The sequence below is a fragment of the Niabella digestorum genome (assembly GCF_036409055.1).
Lineage (GTDB): Bacteria > Bacteroidota > Bacteroidia > Chitinophagales > Chitinophagaceae > Niabella > Niabella composti.
Genome location: NZ_JAZGLY010000001.1, coordinates 115,977 through 138,336 on the forward strand (window position 1 = coordinate 115,977; position 22,360 = coordinate 138,336).

The 22,360-nt window shown below is 41.5% G+C and carries 22 protein-coding genes; 19 read left to right on the top strand and 3 right to left on the bottom strand.

What is annotated here, in order from left to right; translation table 11 throughout:
• The first annotated feature begins 25 nt into the window (after positions 1 to 25).
• The 19 genes from V2H41_RS00515 to acpS all read left to right on the top strand — a co-directional run bounded on the left by V2H41_RS00515 (position 26) and on the right by acpS (position 18,417).
• The gene (locus V2H41_RS00515) at positions 26 to 460 is read left to right on the top strand and encodes a hypothetical protein (protein ID WP_330973150.1); all 435 of its coding nucleotides are present in this window, start codon (positions 26 to 28) and stop codon (positions 458 to 460) included.
• Positions 461 to 463: 3 nt separating this feature from the next.
• Entirely contained in the window at positions 464 to 901 is a 438-nt protein-coding gene (locus V2H41_RS00520; protein WP_330973151.1) for a hypothetical protein, read from the top strand.
• A gap of 95 nt (positions 902 to 996) precedes the next feature.
• Positions 997 to 4,143 carry an ATP-dependent helicase gene (locus V2H41_RS00525; RefSeq protein ID WP_330973152.1) on the top strand — a complete coding sequence of 1,049 codons (3,147 nt, stop codon included), beginning with the start codon at positions 997 to 999 and terminating at the stop codon, positions 4,141 to 4,143.
• 214 nt (positions 4,144 to 4,357) lie between these two features.
• Positions 4,358 to 4,837, top strand: coding sequence for a 30S ribosomal protein S16 (rpsP, locus tag V2H41_RS14005; RefSeq protein WP_330973153.1), 480 nt, complete (start codon positions 4,358 to 4,360; stop codon positions 4,835 to 4,837).
• A 136-nt stretch (positions 4,838 to 4,973) separates the two neighbouring features.
• A complete protein-coding gene (gene rimM, locus V2H41_RS00535) occupies positions 4,974 to 5,507 on the top strand; it encodes a ribosome maturation factor RimM (RefSeq protein WP_330973154.1) in 534 nt (177 codons plus the stop codon).
• Positions 5,508 to 5,526: 19 nt separating this feature from the next.
• Positions 5,527 to 5,994, top strand: coding sequence for a DinB family protein (locus V2H41_RS00540; RefSeq protein WP_330973155.1), 468 nt, complete (start codon positions 5,527 to 5,529; stop codon positions 5,992 to 5,994).
• Positions 5,995 to 6,067: 73 nt separating this feature from the next.
• Entirely contained in the window at positions 6,068 to 7,225 is a 1,158-nt protein-coding gene (gene dinB, locus V2H41_RS00545) for a DNA polymerase IV (RefSeq protein WP_330973156.1), read from the top strand.
• Positions 7,226 to 7,308: 83 nt separating this feature from the next.
• The gene (kbl, locus tag V2H41_RS00550; RefSeq protein WP_330973157.1) at positions 7,309 to 8,496 is read left to right on the top strand and encodes a glycine C-acetyltransferase; all 1,188 of its coding nucleotides are present in this window, start codon (positions 7,309 to 7,311) and stop codon (positions 8,494 to 8,496) included.
• A 73-nt stretch (positions 8,497 to 8,569) separates the two neighbouring features.
• On the top strand, positions 8,570 to 9,460 hold the full coding sequence (locus tag V2H41_RS00555) for a hypothetical protein (protein ID WP_330973158.1): 891 nt from the start codon (positions 8,570 to 8,572) through the stop codon (positions 9,458 to 9,460).
• 18 nt (positions 9,461 to 9,478) lie between these two features.
• Positions 9,479 to 11,014, top strand: coding sequence for a S10 family peptidase (locus V2H41_RS00560; RefSeq protein WP_330973159.1), 1,536 nt, complete (start codon positions 9,479 to 9,481; stop codon positions 11,012 to 11,014).
• 56 nt (positions 11,015 to 11,070) lie between these two features.
• On the top strand, positions 11,071 to 11,820 hold the full coding sequence (locus tag V2H41_RS00565; protein WP_330973160.1) for an isoprenyl transferase: 750 nt from the start codon (positions 11,071 to 11,073) through the stop codon (positions 11,818 to 11,820).
• 191 nt (positions 11,821 to 12,011) lie between these two features.
• Positions 12,012 to 14,750, top strand: coding sequence for a BamA/OMP85 family outer membrane protein (locus tag V2H41_RS00570; protein ID WP_330973161.1), 2,739 nt, complete (start codon positions 12,012 to 12,014; stop codon positions 14,748 to 14,750).
• Positions 14,751 to 14,902: 152 nt separating this feature from the next.
• A complete protein-coding gene (locus V2H41_RS00575) occupies positions 14,903 to 15,415 on the top strand; it encodes an OmpH/Skp family outer membrane protein (protein WP_330973162.1) in 513 nt (170 codons plus the stop codon).
• 126 nt (positions 15,416 to 15,541) lie between these two features.
• Positions 15,542 to 16,084: an OmpH/Skp family outer membrane protein gene (locus V2H41_RS00580; protein ID WP_330973163.1), complete on the top strand. Its 543-nt coding sequence runs from the start codon at positions 15,542 to 15,544 to the stop codon at positions 16,082 to 16,084.
• Positions 16,085 to 16,162: 78 nt separating this feature from the next.
• On the top strand, positions 16,163 to 17,005 hold the full coding sequence (murI, locus tag V2H41_RS00585) for a glutamate racemase (protein WP_330973164.1): 843 nt from the start codon (positions 16,163 to 16,165) through the stop codon (positions 17,003 to 17,005).
• A 145-nt stretch (positions 17,006 to 17,150) separates the two neighbouring features.
• Positions 17,151 to 17,306 carry a 50S ribosomal protein L34 gene (gene rpmH / locus V2H41_RS00590; RefSeq protein ID WP_330973165.1) on the top strand — a complete coding sequence of 52 codons (156 nt, stop codon included), beginning with the start codon at positions 17,151 to 17,153 and terminating at the stop codon, positions 17,304 to 17,306.
• A gap of 100 nt (positions 17,307 to 17,406) precedes the next feature.
• Positions 17,407 to 17,808, top strand: coding sequence for a ribonuclease P protein component (rnpA, locus tag V2H41_RS00595; RefSeq protein WP_330973166.1), 402 nt, complete (start codon positions 17,407 to 17,409; stop codon positions 17,806 to 17,808).
• Positions 17,783 to 18,013, top strand: a complete 231-nt coding sequence (gene yidD / locus V2H41_RS00600; protein WP_330973167.1) for a membrane protein insertion efficiency factor YidD — start codon at positions 17,783 to 17,785, stop codon at positions 18,011 to 18,013. The genes rnpA and yidD overlap by 26 nt, the downstream gene beginning before the upstream one ends.
• Before the next feature lie 29 nt (positions 18,014 to 18,042).
• Positions 18,043 to 18,417, top strand: coding sequence for a holo-ACP synthase (acpS, locus tag V2H41_RS00605; protein WP_330973168.1), 375 nt, complete (start codon positions 18,043 to 18,045; stop codon positions 18,415 to 18,417).
• Positions 18,418 to 18,427: 10 nt separating this feature from the next.
• On the opposite strand, the gene V2H41_RS00610 is transcribed toward acpS, so the two are convergent.
• The 3 genes from V2H41_RS00610 to hflX all read right to left on the bottom strand — a co-directional run bounded on the left by V2H41_RS00610 (position 18,428) and on the right by hflX (position 22,294).
• Positions 18,428 to 19,618: a PSP1 domain-containing protein gene (locus tag V2H41_RS00610; protein ID WP_330973169.1), complete on the bottom strand. Its 1,191-nt coding sequence runs from the start codon at positions 19,616 to 19,618 to the stop codon at positions 18,428 to 18,430.
• A gap of 229 nt (positions 19,619 to 19,847) precedes the next feature.
• Complete coding sequence (locus V2H41_RS00615) at positions 19,848 to 21,062, bottom strand: DNA polymerase III subunit (RefSeq protein ID WP_330973170.1); 1,215 nt, start codon at positions 21,060 to 21,062, stop codon at positions 19,848 to 19,850.
• A 44-nt stretch (positions 21,063 to 21,106) separates the two neighbouring features.
• Positions 21,107 to 22,294 carry a GTPase HflX gene (hflX, locus tag V2H41_RS00620; RefSeq protein WP_330973171.1) on the bottom strand — a complete coding sequence of 396 codons (1,188 nt, stop codon included), beginning with the start codon at positions 22,292 to 22,294 and terminating at the stop codon, positions 21,107 to 21,109.
• Positions 22,295 to 22,360 lie beyond the last annotated feature (66 nt).

Here is a 22,360-nt window from a genome sequence, read left to right on the forward strand (position 1 = left end):
TATCTTCGCAGGCCATATTATAAGCATGGAACAACAAGAACAATCCGATAACATTTTAGAACAGGAACCCCTAGAAGAAGAGAGCTCTGCTGTATTGCAAATCAGTAGGTGGGTAAAGCTGATTACCTCGGTGGGATTTGCAATAGGTACTTTTATTGTAGTGGTAATGCTGACCAGTGGTGCTCAAATTTTGCGGCAGCTGGCTGCAGCACTCCCTATAAAGACAGACGGTATTTATGGTGCTTTGGTTACAGGATTCTTTATGCTGTTTTTTATAACGGCGTTAATCCTGTATTATCTGTATAAGGCAGCACACCTATTGACTCAGGGAGTAAAAGAGCGCAACAGTGTTGTATTGGCTCAGGGCTTCCATTTCCTGAAAAAATTTTTTATAGCGACAGCTATTTTAAGTCTGGTTCAGTTGTTGATTAATCTTACAAACTTATTAAGCTCAATATAGCAGATGGAACCGTTGAACGAAACGCGTCAGGCACCTTTAGGAGACAGTATTTTAACCACTGCTAAGGTAGCGGGTATATCCGCCATTGTTTCTTTACTAGCAACCATTACAGGCGTTATTGCTTTTTTAACCTCTCCTCCAGCTCCGGTTACGGCGGGCGAAGAGGGGCTTGAGGATAATGCGGCTTCGCAGGTTGTCAACAGCGCTTCGTCCATGTCGGTATTTATATCATTAATTATAAGTATGCTGGCCTTTTATTTTTTATATCGTTTTTCTTTTCTTACAAAAAACTCCTTTAAACATAACGATCGCACCCAGCTGGTTAAAGCGTTATATAGCTTGGCTGGATATTTTAGAATATGGGGAGTGATCATGTTTACAGTGGCCATATTTTTCTCGATGGCATTCATTGCTGGCATCCTCACTTCATTGTTTAGTTAACAATCTGTACAGCTCCGTTTATAGCTATGTGTATCCTTCGCTGAGAGGGTAGGTAGCATGGCCTGTTTTTGCATCTTTTCAATTAACTTGCTGGTATGTCGGTATTAAAACAAAAACTGGAACAAAAGTTTATTGAAATCTATCGTAACCTCAATGAGCAGCAGCGCGATGCTGTGAATACGCTCGAAGGTCCTGTGATGGTAATTGCCGGACCCGGAACCGGTAAAACGCAGATACTGGCAGCCCGTATCGGAAAAATTCTCCTAGAAACCGATGCACTGCCTCAAAACATATTATGTCTTACATATACCGATGCCGGTGTAGTGGCCATGCGAAAAAGGTTACAGCAGTTTATCGGTGCCGATGCGTATAAAATTAATATTTACACGTTCCACGCCTTCTGTAACGATGTTATACAGGATAATCTGGATTATTTTGAAAAAAATACCCTCGATCCGATTTCGGATCTGGAACGCGTGGAGTGCTTAAGACAATTGATAGATCAATTCCCCAAAGATCATCCTTTGAAACGCTACAGAGGTGATGTATATTATGAAGCCAATAAGTTGAGTAATCTCTTTTCTGCGATGAAGCGTGAGGGGTGGACAACGGCGTTTCTTTCTCAAAAAATTGATGAATATCTGGTATCATTACCTAATGACGAAAAATATATTTATAAGCAAAATCGAGGAAAGCATAAAAAGGGGGATCTAAGACCTCAATATTATGCCGAAGTGGAAAAAATGGAAAAGCTGCGTGCGGCAGTAAATGAGTTTGACAACTATCAGCAAATTTTAGCACAACGCAAGCGTTACGACTTTGATGATATGATCGGCTGGGTAATCACCGCCTTCTCAGAAAATAAAAACCTGCTGGCCGATTATCAGGAGCGCTATCAGTATATACTGGTAGATGAGTTTCAGGATACAAGCGGTTCGCAAAATAAAATAGTACAGCTACTGATTGAGTATTGGGACTCCCCCAACATATTTGTAGTAGGGGATGATGACCAGAGTATTTACCGCTTTCAAGGAGCGAACGTGGAAAACATGCTGGATTTTGCCAATCAGTATGTACACGATTTAAAAACTATTGTACTTACCAATAACTATCGAAGCACACAACCCATACTGGATATTTCCAAAACCATTATTGAAAAAAATACTGAGCGGCTGGTAAATCAATTGCCCGGTCTTAGTAAAGATTTGGTTGCCGCCAATAAATCCATTAATCACCTACAACATTATCCCGAAATTCTGGAGTACAATACTCAGGCCGATGAAATGGCAGGCATTGTATTCAAGATAGAGGCACTGATACAGCAAGGCGTAGAGCCAGGCCGCATTGCCGTGATTTATCGAGAGAATAAGTACGGTGAGGAATTGGCGAATTATTTCCGGCACAAAGGCATACCTTATTATACCAAGCGTAGTATTAATCTACTTAAAGAGCCATTTATAAGAAAGGTTCTGGATATTCTTTACTACCTAGATGCAGAGCATCACATTCCTTTTAGTGGCGATGAATTGCTATTTGAAATCCTACACTTCGATTTTTATAAAAATCCGCCTATAGAAATAGCCAAACTGAATGTGGAGGTAAATCAAAGAAAGTTTAGCGGTGAGCTTATTTCATTGCGTCAGCTCTTATATCAAAGAGCAAATACACCTGCAGCTACTTTATTTGATGAAGCATTCAACGAAAGTCTGCGTCAGTGTTCCGAAGTTTTTGAGCAGCTGATTGCTGATGTAAGTAATAGTACCATTCAGCAATTGCTTGATAAAATCATTCGTGATGCGGGTGTTTTGCAATACATCATGAATAGCGAACGGAAGATAGAGCTGATGCAATACTTGACGGCTTTTTATGATTTTGTGAAGGAAGAAAACCGCCGCAATCCTGATATGAGTTTGAGCGGTTTGGTCGAACTGATAGATATTATGCAGAAAGAAAACCTACCATTGCCCATGATGCAGGTCACCGGAAGCGATAAAGGCGTCAACCTGCTTACGGCACATGGTAGTAAGGGCCTGGAGTTTGAGTATGTTTTCTTGGCCGGTTGTAATGCTTCTATCTGGGAAGAGAAAAGAAAAAGAAATCAAGACTTCAAGCTCCCACCCAATGTGTTTACATCTGTGGGTGATGAAAAGGAAGCCGAAGAGTTGCGACGTGTATTTTATGTTGCGCTTACACGAGCCGAGAAATATTTATACATCTCTTATGCAAGATTGGATAAGGGTGGCAGGGAATTGGAGCCATCTATGTTTATCGCCGAAATACAGGACGCCCATCCTTTGGAAATTCAGAAACCACAATTCAGTAATGACCAGATGCTCACTTTCCAGCATTTGTTATTTGCCGCTTCGCAGCCGGTATTGGATAGTTTGGAAGATGATTTTGTGGACGGCTTGCTATCTCGCTTTGCGATGAACGTAACGGCATTGAACGCCTATCTTAGTTGTCCTTTGAAGTTTTATTATCAAAATCTTTTGCGCATTCCTGCTGGTAAGAATGAGGCTACGGAATTCGGTAGCGCTGTACATTTTGCCCTAGAGCGGTTGTTTAAAAGAATGAAAGAGGATCCAAATAAAGCTTTCCCTACTATAGAAGTCGTTTTGGGTGATTTCAAGTGGTATATGGAGCGGCATCGGGAAAGTTTTACCAGAGAGGCTTTCGAAAGAAGAATGGAACAAGGCTCTATTATTTTACCCGCCTACTATGAAAAATATGTACAAGAATGGAATAAGGTAGTGGTACTGGAGCTGAATGTAAAAGGGGTGGTTGTAGAGGGTATTCCGTTAAAAGGTAAAATCGACAAGTTGGAATTTGACGGAAAGAATGTAAATGTGGTGGATTACAAAACCGGTAATCCCGATAATGCCAAAGTCAAAACCAACCCTCCCGATGAGAAAAACCCTGATGGAGGTGATTACTGGAGACAGGCAGTCTTTTATAAAATCTTATTGGACAATTACGAGCTCAAGGATTGGAGAGTAGTAAGTACCGAGTTTGATTTCATCGAGCCCAACACAAAAGATGAATTTAAGAAGCTGAAGATTGTTATATCACCGGAGGATGTGGATATTGTAAAAGGCCAGATAAAAACTGTGTGGGAGCGAATTCAGAACAAAGATTTCTACAAAGGTTGTGGGAAGAGCGATTGTCACTGGTGCAATTTTGTGAAGGACAACTATTTGTATAGCCATTTGGAGGAAATAACCGAAGATGAGGAAGTAGAATAGTTGCGATTTACAATTGTTGTATTTTTATAATATTTAAATGGGTGGCTCTTTAGGCTACATTTCCATATTAAAAAAATAATAATTTTTGTGTATTTTTTATTTTTCCATTATTGAAAAAACATAAAAGTTTATATACCTTTGAGCCCCCGTGTACATTTATGTATAGTAAGGGAAGCAAACAATTATTATTTAACGCCTTAAATTTCTATTTAAAATGGCAGCAAAGATCAGATTGCAAAGACACGGCTCAAAAAAAAGGCCCTTTTACTTCATTGTAGTTGCTGATGCAAGGAGCCCACGTGATGGTAAATTCATCCAAAAAATTGGAACCTACAATCCTTTGACCATCCCAGCTACAATCGAACTGGACCGTCAGAAAGCTTTAGAATGGTTGAACAAAGGTGCTAAACCAACCGATACTGTTCGCCGTATTCTGAGCTTTAAAGGTGTATTGTACTTAAAGCACCTATTGCGCGGCGTAAAGCTAGGCCTCTTTGATGAAAACGTAGCGATGCAAAAATTCACAACTTGGAGTGCTGAACACGAAGAGCTTATCAAAAAACGCCAGCAAAAAGCTATCGAAGAAAGAAAAGCTAAACGTAAAGCAGCAGCTAGCGCAGCTCCACGTAAAGTGTCTGAGGCCAAAGCAGAAACTCCTGCCCCTGAAGAAAATGCTGAAGGTGGAGAGGCTTAGTAGATGCTTATGAAGCAAAGACATTAAGGCGGTAACGGTATTCCCGGCCGCCTTTTTTATTAAAATCATCAGAGGCACTGCCTTATACTAATATTAATCTGATAATAAGCTATTTGTAAAATATTTACGTGTCAGTATGGCTACTGAAAATGTAAACGGCTACATAAGTATAGGTAGATTTGCAGCCACACATGGCTTACAGGGATTTCTAGTGCTGAAGCATGTGCTAGGTAAAAAAACTACACTAAAAGGATTAAAAGCGGTTTTTATCAAAGATAAAACCGGAAGTTTCATTCCCTGGTTTCTCGAATCCAGCAAGGTAAAAACCGATTCGGAATCTTACATCAAGCTGGAAGGTATCAATACTATGGAAGCCGCACGCCCTCTGGTACAAAAAGAAGTATGGCTTACCGAGGCCGATTTTCGAGCGCATACGGCTAAAAACGCCCCCATTAGTTTATTACATTACACTATCATTAACGACGATGAAGAGCTAGGTGCCATACAAGAAATTATCGAACAGCCCCACCAGGTTTTGTGTCGTCTTGAAATCAATGGTAAGGAAGTATTGATTCCTTTACACGAAGAAACCCTTATTAAGGTAGATAATAAAGCCCAAAAAGTGTATGTAAGCCTGCCTGAGGGTCTACTGGACATTTATTTATCCTAAAGATGCTTATCTTTCTGTTATGAATATCAAACAACACATTGCACAGCATTTAATTGATGTGCATCGTGGTGGTAATTGGACAGAAGTAAGTATTGCCGAGGTTTTAAAAGACGTCAGCTGGGTAGAAGCCTGCAGCATTACCCCCTTCTCTCCCAATAGTATTGCCATGCTGCTACATCATATTACGTACTGGAACCGTATTCTAACTATGCGTGGCCGTAACTCTAATCCTCCCATTGCTAAGGACAACGGAATGAAAGTTACCATCAATAGTGAAGCCGAGTGGGAAGCACTGAAGCGCGATAATCTTTATTCGGCCGAAGAACTAGCCACGGTAATCGAAGGATATGATGATAGCGGATTGTTTGCTCCTATATTGCCTGGGAAGTCAAGTGCTTACAAAACTTTTCAAGGCCAGGTAGAACATGTGCACTATCATCTAGGTCAGATGGTGATGCTGAAAAAATATATCCGCAATCGTAAATAATTGCTATAGGAGAGATAATAAGGTCTGCAATAGGTATAGCGCTACACCGATTTTTACACCTAATTTTGCCACCTTGAGTGCACCGAAACCCTATATTGCCCATTTTGATCTGGATTCTTTTTTCGTTTCGGTGGAGTTATTGCTCCAACCCGCACTGAAAGGGAAGCCGGTAATTGTTGGCGGTTCTGTCAACCGTGGCGTAGTTTCTACTTGTAGTTATGAGGCGAGAAAATATGGGGTACATTCGGCAATGCCCATGGCGCGTGCCCTCAAGCTGTGTCCACAGGCTATAGTGTTGAAAGGCAATCCTCAGTACTATCAGCATTATTCCAATATTGTTACGGAAATTATTGCGTCGCGAGTTCCTTTGTTTCAGAAGGCCTCTATAGATGAGTTTTACTGCGATCTAACGGGAATGGATCGATTTTTCAACGTCAGCGAATACACCCGTAAATTGAGAGAAGAAATTATTGAAAAAACAGGCCTGCCTATTTCTTGCGGCCTTGCTTCTTCTAAATTTATCAGTAAAATTGCCACTAACGAGGCCAAACCCAATGGCTTTCTCGAAGTACCCCATGGTAAGGAAAAAGAATTTTTATGGCCATTGGGGATAGAAAAAATCAACGGTGTAGGCAAACAAACCGAACCGCGTCTGCGCGCAATGGGCTTACATACTATAAAGGACATTGCACACACACCTATTGAAGTATTGGAGCAGCAATTAGGTAAATGGGGCCGTAGCCTATGGTATAAAGCCAATGGCATCGACAACAGCCCATTGGAAACCGAATGGGAGCAGAAAAGCATCAGCCATGAAACCACTTTTCATGAAAATCAAACCAATATTGACTTTTTGCATACTCAATTGGTGCGACTTACGGAGAAATGTGCCTACGACCTCAGACAGGAAGAAAAACTTACCGGATGCATTGCCGTGAAAATCCGGTATAGCGATTTTGAAACCATTACTAGGCAGGAAACGATTCCTTACACTTCTCTAGACGATGAATTGATTGAAAAGGCAAAGGAAATTTTTAACAAGTTTTATCAAAAAGGGCGCCCCCTGCGATTGGTAGGAGTGCGGTTGAGTCAGCTGGCGAGTAATGGCATGCAGATGAATTTGTTTAACAATCAGGATAGTAAGCTCAATTTGTACAAAGCGGTAGATGATATTAAAAATAAGTTTGGTAATGCCAGTATTACAAAAGCTGTGGTAGCCAGAAAGCCATAGAGTGTTTTAGGTATCAGCGGTAAATAATTATTATACTCACATAAAACATAACTTCGCAAAAGTCATTATTTATTCCATACTATATGAACGAAAAATTTGTACAACGCATCGCTAATGAGCTGGAAGAAATTAAAGCTTCCGGCTTATATAAGACGGAACGTATCATTACCGGTCCGCAGGGAGCAGAGATTGAAGTAAACGGAAGAAAAGTACTCAATTTCTGCGCGAATAACTACTTGGGCTTATCTTCTCATCCCGATGTTATAAAAGCAGCCCATGCCACAATCGATTCACGAGGATATGGCATGAGTAGTGTACGCTTTATCTGCGGTACACAGGATATTCATAAAGAGCTGGAGCGAAAATTGTCCGAGTTCTTGGGAACAGAAGATACCATTCTTTATGCAGCTGCTTTTGATGCCAATGGCGGTGTGTTTGAGCCATTGTTCAATGATCAGGATGCCATCATTTCCGATGCATTAAACCATGCGAGTATTATCGATGGGGTAAGACTGTGTAAAGCACAACGCTTCCGTTATGAGCACAACAATATGGCCGATCTCGAGGCCAAATTGCGAGAAGCTGCAGGTTGTCGTAGTCGCATTATTGTTACGGACGGTTCTTTCAGTATGGATGGAACCATTGCACAGTTGGATAAAATCGTTGAGCTGGCTGAGAAATACGATGCAGTGATTATGGTGGATGAAAGTCACTCTTCCGGATTTCTAGGCAAAACTGGTCGTGGTACGCATGAGTATCGTGGTGTGATGGGGAAAATAGATATTATTACAGGCACACTTGGTAAAGCACTGGGAGGGGCATCCGGAGGATTTACTTCGGGGCGTAAGGAAATTATCGATATGCTTCGGCAGAAATCACGTCCATATTTGTTTAGTAACACTCTGGCCCCGGCAATTGTGGGTGCATCGATTGCTGTGCTGGACATGCTTTCGGCTTCTACACATTTGCGTGATAAGTTAGAGTATAATACCAAGTATTTCCGTGAAAAAATGACCCAGGCCGGTTTCGACATTAAGCCCGGCGACCACCCTATTGTGCCCATTATGCTTTATGATGCAGTGCTGGCAGCTAAGTTTGCCGACCAATTGCTTAATGAAGGAGTATATGTGATCGGCTTCTTTTATCCCGTAGTGCCTAAAGGGCAGGCGCGCATTCGCGTGCAACTGAGTGCCGCGCATGAACAGGAGCATCTGGACAAGGCTATTGCGGCTTTTACAAAAGTGGGTAAAGAGTTAGGCGTGTTAAAATAAATTTCGATTAATCATAAATTTTGTCCCTCTAACAACAGTTAAAGCTATGCGTGCTTTATCAAAATACACGCTCATGGCGATTTGCATCATAGCTTATGCATGCTGTGCAGGACAAAGTGCGCCTCCTATGGCTCAATATCCTTCTCCCATGAAGGAAGAGGTGCGTAAACACGACCGCATTACTTTCGATATAACAACAGGAACCGTAATTACGCTAGACAGCATTTTATCCAAGCCGGTTACGGTATATGTGCCGAAGAAGTTGCAGCAAACTTCTTCGGCAGACCTGTTAATTCACTTTCATGGCTTGCCTTATGTTGTAGCCTACGCAGCAGAGCAATACAAAGGCAACGTAGTTGCAGCCGTAATCAATTTGGGCTCAGGATCGGGTGTGTATGCTAATGAGTTCAAAAATGCAGCCTTGCTTGAACAACTGGAGAGAGCTATCGTAACGGCCCTCTCGAAACATTATGGCCATCTATTTCAAAGACAAAGGCTGTTATTGAGCGGCTTTAGTGCGGGTTACGGAGCCATTAGAAGTATTTTACAGGAAGAGCGGCTTTTTAATAAAGTTCATGCCGTACTGTTGCTGGATGGCTTGCACGCTAGTTATATTCCCGAACGTAAAGTGCTTGCTGAAGGTGGCTCGATCGACTCCATAAGTTTGCGTCCCTTTGTGCAATTTGCCGCCGAAGCAGCAAATCTTCATTCCGGGAAGAAATTTTTATTTACCCATTCCGAAATCTTTCCCGGTACTTTTGTAAGTACCACCGAAGCTGCTAATTATTTATTACGTCAGTTGCATATTGAAATTAGACCTGTATTGAAATGGGGCCCCGGCGGCATGCAACAGATAAGTGAAGCCTCTAAAGGTAATTGTACGGTGATGGGCTTTGCTGGTAATTCAGCTCCGGATCATGTGGATCATTTTCATAATTTATATTACTTTTTGAACCGGTTATAATCAGTGCATAGTATTATTATGATGAAAAGCATTTTTTTAAGTATGGTCGCAACAGCCTTATTTGTCTGTGCAGGTTGGGCACAATTCCCCAATGGCAATCAGATATCTTCTGATAATGATAAAAAAGGAGCATCCAGCGATTTGAGGTTTGATCCCGATGCTACTGTAGTCACACATCATACAGCAACAATTAATGGCAAAGTGATCCCCTATAAAGCTGTGGCAGGAACAATGCCTGTTTGGGATGAAGATGGTAAAACCATTGCCGGTTTGTTCTTTGTTTATTACGAACGTACCGATATCAAAGATAAAAGCACCCGCCCCATAACTATTTCTTTTAACGGTGGCCCGGGTTCCGCATCTGTATGGATGCACATTGGTTACACCGGTCCTGTATTGCTGAATATAGATGATGAAGGGTATCCTGTACAGCCATACGGTTTTAAGGAAAACCCATATTCCATACTAGATGTTACGGATATTGTGTATGTAGATCCTGTTAATACCGGTTATTCTAGGGTCACCCGCAAAGATGTACCCAAAGAAAAATTTTTTGGCATTAATGCCGATATCAAATATCTGGCAGGATGGATTAATACATTTGTGACGCGGTACAACCGCTGGGCCTCCCCCAAATTTTTGATTGGGGAAAGTTATGGAACTACCCGTGTTTCGGGATTGGCCTTAGAGTTACAGGACAACTATTGGATGTATCTAAACGGGGTAATTCAGGTTTCTCCTACCGATCTCGGAATAGAGCGAGGTTCCGTTACTGCCAGTGCATTACGCTTGCCCTATTATGCAGCCACGGCTTGGTACCATAAAAAGCTGCCTGCAGATTTGTTGCAAAAAGATCTGATAGAGGTATTACCCGAGGTAGAAAATTTCACACTGAACGAATTACTGCCTGCTATGCATAGAGGCGGATTTTTGGAGTCGGGAGTGAAGCAAAGTCTTGCAGCTAAGATGGCGCGATATTCGGGACTTTCGGAGAAAACCATTCTGCAAAATAATCTTTCCATCAGCACGAATTTATTCTGGAAAGAACTACTGAGAGACGAAGGTTTTACGGTTGGGCGTCTCGACTCTCGCTATAAAGGCATCGATAAGCGCGTAGCAGGCGAAAGTCCCGACTTTAATGCGGAGCTCACAGCATGGCTGCATGCTTTTACCCCTCCCATTAATATGTATTTGAGGAACCAGCTTAATTACAAGACGGACCTTACTTATAATATGTTTGGAAACGTGTGGCCTTGGGATAATAAAAACAATCAGACCGGAGAAAATCTGCGAAAGGCCATGGCAATAAATCCTTATTTACATTTACTGGTTCAATCAGGCTATTATGATGGTGCCTGTGATTATTTCAATGCAAAATACAATATGTGGCAAATGGATCCTTCCGGAAAATTAAAAGACAGGATGTTTTGGGAAGGATATCGTAGCGGACATATGATGTATCTTCGGAAAGAAGATTTAAGAACTAGCAACGAAAGTTTGCGTAGTTTTATCAGCAAGGCTGTTAGGGCCGCCTCTCAACCAGCAAAATATTGATATTTATTTTAAACTTTGTCTATATTAATTATTAATTACTTTTGTCGCCGTTTTGTATGGACGCACTACTAAGTAAGATAGATCGCTCAAAGCTACCCCGGCATATTGCCATTATTATGGATGGTAATGGCCGTTGGGCAGAAGAGCAGGGGGAAGATCGCCTGTACGGCCACTATCATGGCGTGGAAAGCGTTAGGGATATAGTGGAGGGCTGTGCAGAGATCGGTATTCAATATCTTACATTGTATGCGTTTAGTACGGAAAACTGGGAGCGTCCTGAATATGAAGTGTCTGGTTTGATGGAGCTACTGGTGGCCACTATCAGGAAGGAAATCGTTACACTTCATAAAAATAATATAAAACTGCATGTGATAGGCGATTTAACCATGCTACCGCCCCATGCGCAGAAAGAGTTACAAGAGGCTTTAAATCTGACAGCCAGCAATACGGGGTTGAACCTGATTATGGCGCTAAGTTATAGTGGTAGATGGGAAATTTTAAATGCTGTAAAGCAAATAGCCTGCGATGTAGAAAATAATAAGCTGCAAGCAGCGAATATAAATCAGGAAGTGTTTCAGAAGTACTTGTGCACCAGTGAGTTTCCCGATCCTGAGCTGATGATTCGCACCAGTGGAGAATACCGGATTAGTAACTTTTTATTGTATCAGCTGGCCTATTCCGAATTGTATTTTACGAATGTGCGTTGGCCCGAGTTTCGGAAGAAAAATCTTTATGAGGCCCTGCTGAACTATCAGATAAGGGAACGCAGATTTGGAAAAACTTCAAAACAAATTCAGGAACAATAAACTGTGTGGGCAATAGAAAAGATCCCATTCCGTGTTGTGGAGGTATGGCGAAGGTATTATTTTAACAAGGTTTTCCAATTTTTCCCTTTAATTTGCCGCCGCAAGAGGAAAAATGTGGGATGGTATTGTGAGTTTTATTAACTTCCTGCTTTTGCAAAAACTTAAATTGATTACCGATATTTAAACCCCATATGCGTTTTTTTTTATTCAGGTTTTGTGTTTCGATTATTTTAATAACCACGGTAAACTTTGTTTTTGCTCAAAACGATACGGTACCCGTATCCCCTGTTGATCCTCAGCTGGAACAATGGCTCTCTTCGCATACGCCCAAGGAATATACCATACGGAACGTTACTGTTACCGGTGCTACTTATCTTGACTCCTCTATTTTATTATCTGTAGCCGGTTTACATAAGGGACAAACTTTTACTTATCCAGGCACCGATCTTTTCGCCAGAGCTATTCAGAATTTGTGGAGGCAAAAACTGGTGTCCGATATACAGATTTATCTTACCCGTGTCATCGGCGATCAGGTGGACTTGGAAGTGGCCGTACGGGAAATGCCACGTTTGGGCGATTTTAAATTTGAAGGAGCCAAGAAAAGTGAGCAGGAAGAGCTGATTAAAAAAACAGGGATTGCTAAACAAACTACCATCCTCTCTGAAAATACCCGCCGTAATATTATCGATGTTACAAAAGGTTTCTATGAAGAAAAAGGGTTTTATGGTGTAAAAGTAGATCTGATTGAAAGACCCGACCCGGTATTCAGAAATTCCAATGCACTTACCATAAAAATTGACAGAGGCAAAAGAGTTAAGATTGATGAGATCAACTTTTTCGGAAACGAAAATGTGCGCAGCATTAAGCTGAAAAAGCAAATGAAGGGAACTAAAGAAATGACGAAAATGACGCTGTTCCCTTCGCAATATGTAAGCAGCTATGGTCCTAAAAAACACTACGGACTTCATGAATATTCTAAAGAGTGGGGATTCCTTTCAGGAAGTAAAACTTTGGAAGTATTGGATCCTTATTTCCGGTTTAAATTCTTCTCTTCTTCCAAATTCAATCAGAAAAAATACGTAGAGGATAAGGAAAAAGTATTAAAATACTTCAACTCTAAAGGATACAGAGATGCTCAGATTCTTGCCGATACCCAAGTAATTCAGAACAACAAGATGTATGTGGATATTAAGGTGAAAGAAGGGCGCCAGTATTATTTCGGTGATGTTGTTTGGAAAGGTAACTCTGTGTATAGCGATACTCTGCTGAATCAGATCCTCAATATTCACAAAGGTGATATTTACGATGCTAGCGTACTTAATAAGGCGCTGGGGCTGGAGCCGAGCCAGGATGTTCAGGATATCGCCACGGCTTATCGCGATAGAGGATATTTGTTCGTGTCCATCATACCTGTTGAAACAAAAATCTATAACGATACCATCGACCACGAAATTAGAATTGTGGAAGGGCCTCAAGCCCGCATCAAGAACATTAACATTCGTGGTAACGATCGTACTAAAGAGCATGTAATTCGCAGAGAGATGCGTATTTATCCGGGCGATCTGTACAGCCAGACTGCACTAATGCGTACCATCAGAGAATTGAATGCACTGAATTATTTCGAACAAGAGTCCATCAACCCGCAGCCGGTGCCTAACCAAAGCGACGGAACAGTAGATATCAACTGGAATCTTAAAGAAAAATCTTCTGACCAGCTTGAGCTTTCTGCCGGATGGGGTGGAGGTATCGGCCTTACCGGAACTTTGGGGGTAACCTTCAATAACTTTTCTATCAGAAATATTTGGAAAAAAGAGGCATGGGATCCGCTACCTGTAGGTGATGGACAAAAATTAAGTATTCGTGTGCAGTCTAACGGACGTGCCTATCGTTCGTACAACTTTGCCTTTACTGAACCCTGGTTAGGCGGTAAGAAGAGAAACTCACTGATACTGTCTTACAACAACAGTAAATTCTACAATATCGATTTCTCGAATTATTATACTACAGGAAGATACGAGTACGACAGAAACAAATCGCTTACTGTAAACGGATTTTCCATTGGATTGGGTAAACAGCTGAGATGGCCCGATGACTATTTCTACATCACTTATACCGCAGCACTTACCCGATATAATGTAAAAAATATGGGGGATGTATATGGATTGCCGTTCAATACAGGTATTTCCAACAACCTGAGCTTTAAAATTGCGGTACAACGCAACTCAGTATCGGATCCTATCTTCCCTCGCAGTGGTAGCGATATTATGGCGAGTGTGCAAGCAACCCCGCCTTACTCTTTATGGAAGACGCCAACCAGTGAAGATCAATATAAAAATGTGGAATACCATAAGTGGCGTTTCAGCTCCACTTGGTATGTACCATTGGGGCGTCCTAAAGGGGAAAATAAGGACAGACAGTTTGTGCTGAAGTTTGCTGCCAAGTACGGTTTCATGGGGCGCTACAACTCCAAGATGGGCTACTCTCCGTTCGAACGTTTCCAGTTGGGTGATGCCGGTTTGCAAAATACCTACTCACTTACCGGATTTGATGTAGTAGCGCTAAGAGGTTATCCGATTTTTGCTACTTCTGATCCTACTATTAACCCCGATAATGCCAATACCGGTGATTTTAATAATCTATTCACGATATTTAACAAATATCAGGCAGAACTTCGTTATCCTTTAGTGATTAATCCCAGCAGTACGATTTTTGGACTTGCCTTTTTCGAAGCTGCTAACGGTTGGAGGGATTACAAGGATTATAACCCGTTCAAGTTGCGCAGGAGCGTAGGTTTGGGTATGCGTTTCTATCTGCCTATGTTTGGTCTGTTAGGATTTGACTACGGTGTCGGATTAGACAGACTGAGACCTGGCGGTGGCTTGAAAGACTCCGGTAAATTTACCTTCATGCTGGGCTTTGAGCCGGAATAATCTTTATTTTACGGTTCTTTGTTAAAGAAAGACTTTCTAAGGATAAGCAACTTTGGTATGGCTTATGCCGTCAAATAAAGGACAATTTTATTGAACTAAATCCTAAAAGTTCAGTCGTATCTGTCTGAGCGAATGTTTTAAAATATAAAACGATGAAAAGAATTTTACTTGTATTAGTGGTATCGCTTTTGGCTGTACAATACAGTTCGGCACAGAGATATGCTATTATTGATACGCGCTATATTTTTGAAAAGATGCCCGAGTACAAAGAAGTGCAGCAGAAGATAGAAGAACAGGCCGCAACTTGGCAAAAGGAAATTGATGCCAAACAAGCAGAACTGGACAGAATGTATAAGGCTTACGATGCAGAAGAAGACATGATGAGTACCGAGCTTAGGAAAAAGAGGGAAGAGGAATTATTTAACAAAGAAAAGGAGTTGCGAGATTTGCAGAAAAAACGCTTTGGTTTTGAGGGCGATTTATTCCAAAAACGCCTAGAACTCATGGAGCCTTTGCAGAAAAAACTCAACGAAGCTGTAAAAAGACTTGCAGCAGCCAATGGTTACGATTTAATTTTGGATAAAAGTGAAGGCAAATCCATTATATTTGCCGACCCAAAGTTGGATAAAAGCGACGAACTGCTTAAAGAACTACGGCGTAAATAATTTTAAAATTAAAATTTTAAAAAAACTATTATTAACACAAAAGTGATAGAACTGCAATGTACAGCTAACTTACGCGTTGTATAGATGTGTTCTGTCCAGAGTTTAGAAAATTAAAAAGTATACTAAATGAAACAAGTAAAATTTCTTGCACTGACATTAGGATTGGTTGTTGCAAGTGTGTTCGGCGCCAATGCGCAGAAAATTGGTTATGTTGATGCAGAAGGCCTGGTATTCTCTCTTCCGGAGATTCAGCAGGTACAGCAAGAGCTTCAGAAATATCAGAATGACTCTATTGGACCAAGATTCGAACAATTGTCTTCTGAGTACAAAGAAAAAGACAGTATTTACCGCGACACAAAAACTGCTGCTTCCGTAAAGAATCTTCTGGAAAAAGATTTGGCTGATCTGTCTATGCAATTACAAAACTGGCCCCAGATTGCTGGCCAAATGAACCAAATTAAGCAAGCTCAATTAATGCAGCCTTTAAACAAAAAAGTGATGGATGCTATAAACGCCGTGGCTAAAGAAAAAGGGTATGCTTATGTATTGAGCCCAGATGCGCTGATCGTAGCACCTCCCGGAGATGATATTACTCTGGCTGTAGCACAGAAATTAGGTATTAAGATACCTACCAACAACGCTCCGGCTAATAATTCGAATCAGAAATAACAGAATTCGGATATATAACGATATAAAAACCGCTCAAATAAGAGCGGTTTTTTATTTTTGACCAAAATCTTCTTATACATGCAGCAGGCGGCGCCCATAGGGGTTTTTGATTCTGGTTACGGAGGCCTTACCGTTCTCAGAGAACTTGTTCGTCAACTACCGCTGTATGATTACATCTATTTAGGTGATAATGCTCGAGCTCCTTATGGAACCCGTTCTTTTGAAACCGTCTACCACTATACACTTGAAGCGGTAAATTGGTTTTTTGCTCGGGGGTGTCATCTGGTTATACTTGCCTGCAATACGGCATCTGCTAAAGCCTTACGTAATATTCAGCAAAAAGATTTGCCGCGAATAGCTCCCCAGAAAAGAGTGTTGGGTGTTATACGTCCTACGACGGAAATTATTGGTGAGTATTCTCAATCTGGAGAAGTAGGAATTCTCGCCACCTCGGGAACCGTAGCTTCAGAATCATATCCTATTGAAATTCAGAAGTTTTTTCCAGAAGTGAAAACCTTTCAGGAAGCATGTCCCATGTGGGTACCCATTATCGAGAACGACGAAATCGATAATCCCGGTACGGTGCACTTCATAAAAAAGCATATTCATAATTTACTTCAGAAAGGCCCAAACATCGATGTCGTATTATTGGCATGCACACATTATCCATTGATGCGCAATAAGATACAGGAATATTTGCCTGTATCTGTAAAACTTCTCAGTCAGGGAGAAATAGTGGCCCAAAGTCTGGAGAATTACTTACAGCGGCATCCGGAGATAGAGGAAAAATGTAGTAAAAATGGCCAAATTCAGTTTTTTACGACCGATTCTACCGAGGATTTTGACCGTAAAGGCTCTTTATTTTTTGGAGAAACGGTAAAAAGTCAGCGTGCAAACCTAGGCGAACCCACAAAGTTTTAAATTTGGGGGCTTAAACTTCTGAACTTTTCCCTACCTTTGCCATCCTTTCACAAACAGGAGATGTGGTGGTCTCCTGGTATTAAGAATAATTTCAGCATGTTCTCCCATGCTATTCATTCAGTAAAAGTGAAAAATAGAAGATATTATGAAACGTACTTATCAACCGCATCGTCGCCGTCGTAAAACTGTACATGGTTTTCGTAAGCGCATGCAAAGCGCTAATGGTCGTAAAGTATTGGCAAGACGTCGTGCAAAAGGCCGTAAGAAATTGACTGTTTCTGACGAAAGAAGATTGAAATAACTCCCATATAGCATACAGTCAGCACAAAATCATTGAATAGCTCCGATTTCGGGGCTATTTTTGTTATCCAGGGATGAATTGTAAACCGTAATTTCAGCGCATGAAACCCAACGCTTTTCCTAAATCGCAGCGTCTAAAGAGTCGAAAAAAGCTGCAGCAGCTTTTTTCACAAGGGAAAAGTGTGCGTGTATATCCAATACGGTTGGTGTATCTTGTAGAACCTTATTCCTCCGGAGAGGTAAAGTGCAGTGTAGGAGTGAGTAGCAAATATTTTAAAAAAGCGGTGCAGCGCAATCGCATTCGGCGATTGATGCGCGAAGCCTACCGCCTGCAACAGCACGAGATAAAAAATTTTGCTGCCGCTAACAATAAAGCCATAGCGCTGTTTTTTTTATATACAGGTAAAGAAATGCCCACATACGCACAGGTTTTTGAATGTGTAGGTAACCTCCTAAAGAAAGTATTCTCTTCACAAAATGCGATGGATACTCAAAATATGTAGTCTTCCCTTTATTGCATTGATAAAGCTTTATCAATGGGTGATATCTCCTTGGTTAGGACCAAAATGTCGTTATACCCCTACCTGTTCGCAGTATGCAGTAGAAGCGCTTAGGAAGTACGGTATTTTTAAAGGACTTTGGCTTTCTATAAAAAGAATTTCAAGATGCCATCCATGGGGAGGAAGTGGGTATGATCCCGTCCCCTGATCGTATTAAATAACCTTAAAACTTTCCACATGATTTCTGGAATCGGGCTGGATGTAATAGAAGTAGACCGAGTACGGGAAAAAATCGAAAAAGAGCAGGGCTTCAGAGAGTTGGTATTTAATGAAGAAGAAATAGCCTATTGCGAGCCTAAGACCCATAAATACGAACATTATGCTGCTCGTTTTGCAGCCAAGGAAGCTTTTTTTAAAGCCTTGGGAACTGGCTGGGCCAATGGTACTGCTTATAATGAAATATTGATTTTGGGGGATGATGCAGGTAAACCCGAGATCGCTCTCAAAGGTACCACCGCCGTAACATTAGAAAATCTGGATCTATCCAAGGTTAAAGTCTCTCTCAGCCATCTGAAAAATATAGCCGCTGCTGTGGTGGTAATTGAAGCTTAAAAGTTGAAGATTAGCGTCGGTCTTTTTTCTTTCCGGATTGATGTTTATTGCCGGAGGCTTTATGTTGCGAGTGGCCGCCCTTTTTATGTTTTCTTTTTTTCTCGGCTCTTTCCAAGGCACGTAGTGAGGTTTGTCCTACCACATCCACAAATTCCGGTTCTACTTCTTTGGGCTGAGCAACAGCAAGCTCCACGGCTTCCAAATCTTCCGGAATAATATTCTGGTCATTGAGCTCTTTTATTTTTTTAACGCGCTCTATGGTAAGTGGATATTGTTTGGTACTATCGGGTAGCGCGTACCACATCAGGTTTTTGAAAATATCTTTTTTGATCAGGTAGGCTTTGCCTTTGGCTACCTCCAGCTGATCGCAGTCGTTAGGAAATGCTTGTAATGCGTCCAGATAGGTATCCAGTTCGTAGTTGAGGCAACATTTCAGACGCCCACACTGACCGCTCAGTTTGGTCTGATTAATGGACAAGTTTTGGTAGCGGGCTATTGAGGTGTTGACAGATTTAAAATCGGTGAGCCAAGTGGCGCAGCAAAGTTCGCGGCCACAACTTCCGATACCACCCACTTTTCCGGCTTCCTGTCGTGCACCAATTTGGCGCATTTCAACCTTCACTTTAAACTCGGCAGCATACACTTTAATCAGCTCTCTGAAATCTACCCTTCCGTCGGCAATATAGTAGAAGGTGGCTTTTCTGCCGTCGGCCTGTATTTCTACCTGGCTTACTTTCATGTCCAGGTTCATTTGGCGTGCGATGGCTCTGCTTCGAATCAGCGCTTCTGGCTCTCGAGCCTTGTTGATGCGTCGAAGTTCTAGGTCGCGCTCAGTTGCCGGTCGCAGAATTTTTTTCATGTCGGTATTGATTTCACTAACGCCGTACTTCTTCATTTGCAAGCGCACAATCTCTCCCGTAAGAGAAACTTCGCCCACGTCAAAACCACCAACCCCTTCTACGGTTACCAGGTCGCCTTTTTCAAAATATTGTAATGTGGTATTTCTAAAAAAATCTTTTCGGGAACCTTTGTTAAAGCTGACTTCTACTACATTGCAGTAATCGTCAGCATCGGCTATGGGCAAATTACGCAGCCAATCGTATGTATTCATACGATTGCAGCCACCGGTACTACAACCCCCGTTGCTTTTACAACCTTTTGGTTTACTGCCGTTAGCAGTACCACAGTTAGTACAGCCCATGTTTGCAATCTTATTAAAAATAACGGGAGGAAGTATGCGAAATCGTGGCGTAAAATACAATATAGACAGCTAGTTGTTGCTGCAATTTATATGTATAAAAAGCTGAAATACAGCTTATTATTATTCAAATATGCAAACCTTAACGGTATGATTAACACGTAATTCGCTCTTTCTCTCCGTTGCCTTTTCCTCAAAAATTTTGTTATCCAAACTCACTTACCAATGTATCTCAATCGCCCAAAAGTACAACTTTGTCCTGAATGATATGATAAATTTTTAGTGTAAGTGCCATGAATAACATTTTGCCATGGGCGTTTCTTTCGATATAATAGGAAGCCTTATCCAATTCTTCGACGATAGCTTGCTGTTGTTCAATGCCTGTAAATTTGTTCAAGCGCACGGCAAAATCTTTTTCTTTTTCTGGATATTGCTCTGCCAAGTGAGGTAGCACCTGTATGCGTATGGCCAGATGTATTAAATGATTGAAATACCGAAGGAATTGTTTTTGCTCTTCTCGCCCTAGCTGTCCAATTTCTTCTACCCATTTTACCTGAGCCAGGGGGCCATTTTTCAATATACTATTTAGCCATTCCCTCAACAAATTGTGCCAGTCTTCATTAGTATACTGCACCATATGCAGGGCTTCTCTGTAGTTACCTTCGCTGATAGCAGCCACACGTGCTGCCGTTTGTTCATCGGTATTATTACGGCTTATTAAAGCCTGCCTTATGTCGTCGTTGCTAAGCTGTGGTACCTTTATGAGCTGACATCGGCTCAGAATGGTGGGCAGTATCTGACTTTCATTTTCGGCTACCAATAAAAAAACGGTGCGTTCCGGAGGCTCTTCAATGAGTTTCAACAATTTATTCCCTTCGTTGCCCAAATACTCGGGCATCCACATAATCAATACTTTATATCCGCCCTCAAAGCTTTTCAGGTTGAGTTTTCGGGTGATGTCATTACACTCATGAGCGGTAATATTACCCTGCTTGTTTTCGGCGCCTATGAATTGTAGCCAGTCGTATACATTACCGTATGGAGAGGTTTTGATAAAAGACCTCCATTCCGCAATGTAATCGGTACTGATAGGCGGTGTTCCCGATTTTTTGGTTACTACTGGATAACTGAAATGGATATCCGGATGTTGCAACTCAGCGGCTTTAAGACAGGAAGCACAAACACCACAGGCGTCGGTCTGCCACTCGGTAGCAATTTCCGACTCAGCGGGCAGCTCCTCTCCGAAAAGACTAGGCCCTACAGGGACTGCGGGTTTTGGAGTATTTTTTTCACAAACTATATATTGGGCAAATGCAATAGCTAGTGGCAGGGCTCCGCTTCCTTCTTTACCCAGAAAGAGCATAGCGTGCGCCAGCCGGTTTTCTTGCATTAGCTGTGTAAGCTCAGTTTTTAACACAGGTTGTCCTATGACATCTTTAAACTGCATACTGCAAGGTAAGGGGAATTGATGTAATTAACACTGCAGAAGGCTTAGTAAAAAGTGGTTTTGTAAGGATATCTTATCTGATACAGTTCTTTTACTTTATTCAAGATGGTGGACCTAAGACCATCTAGATTGCGGCGCTCTGTAGCGGAAACAAACACTACATTGCCTTGTAATTCGTGCTGCCAGCGTTCGTACAGATCGCGCAAGATTTCTTCTTTTGTTTCATCGCTCAGCCACTCGTCGAATGTTTGAGCTTCGTACAGGTCCATTTTATTGAAGATGGTAATGGTGGGCTTATCGGCCGCATCCAACTCTTGCAATGTTTTATTTACTACAGCTAATTGATCTTCATAATTGGGATGAGAAATATCCACTACATGCAGTAAAATATCCGCTTCTCTCACTTCATCCAGTGTGCTTTTAAAGCTTTCGATAAGGTGGTGAGGGAGTTTTCTGATAAATCCTACCGTATCACTTAATAAAAATGGAGTGTTTTCAAATACTACTTTACTGGTAGTTGTATCCAACGTGGCAAATAGTTTATTTTCGGCAAATACTTCGCGTTTGCTTAATAGGTTCATAATTGTACTTTTACCTACATTGGTATAGCCCACCAGTGCTACACGGATAAATTCACCACGATCTTTGCGCTGGGTGTACGCCTGTTTTTCTATTTCGGCCAGCTTTTTTCTCAGCAAAGTGATTTTATCCCTTACGATACGACGGTCGGTTTCGATCTCGGTTTCACCGGGTCCACGGGATCCAATACCACCTCCTTGACGTTCCAAGTGGCTCCACATACCGCGTAAGCGGGGTAAGATATATTGATATTGTGCCAACTCTACCTGTGTACGGGCTTGTGCGGTTTTGGCTCTACGGGCAAAAATGTCCAATATCAGGTCGGAACGGTCAATAACCTTTATTTTCAGCTCTTTTTGTATATTATTGATTTGAGCCCCCGATAATTCATCGTCGAAAATTACGAGATTAATATTATTGTTTACCGCATATTGGCGGATCTCTTCCAGCTTACCTTTTCCGATAAAAGTACGGGAATCGGGATGTTGGAGTTTCTGAATAAAACGTTTTTTGGTTTCGGCACCGGCGGTTTCTGCCAGAAATGCTAACTCATCCAAATAATCGTTTACCTGTCTTTCGGTCTGATTCTTCTGTACTACGCCTACAATAACAGCCCGCTCGTTATCCTGAATAATGTTCTTGTTTTCTATCATAATTGTATTCGCAAAGTTAACGAGTATCGATCATGATTGAGTGGAAAGTCCTTTATCATGCAGCTG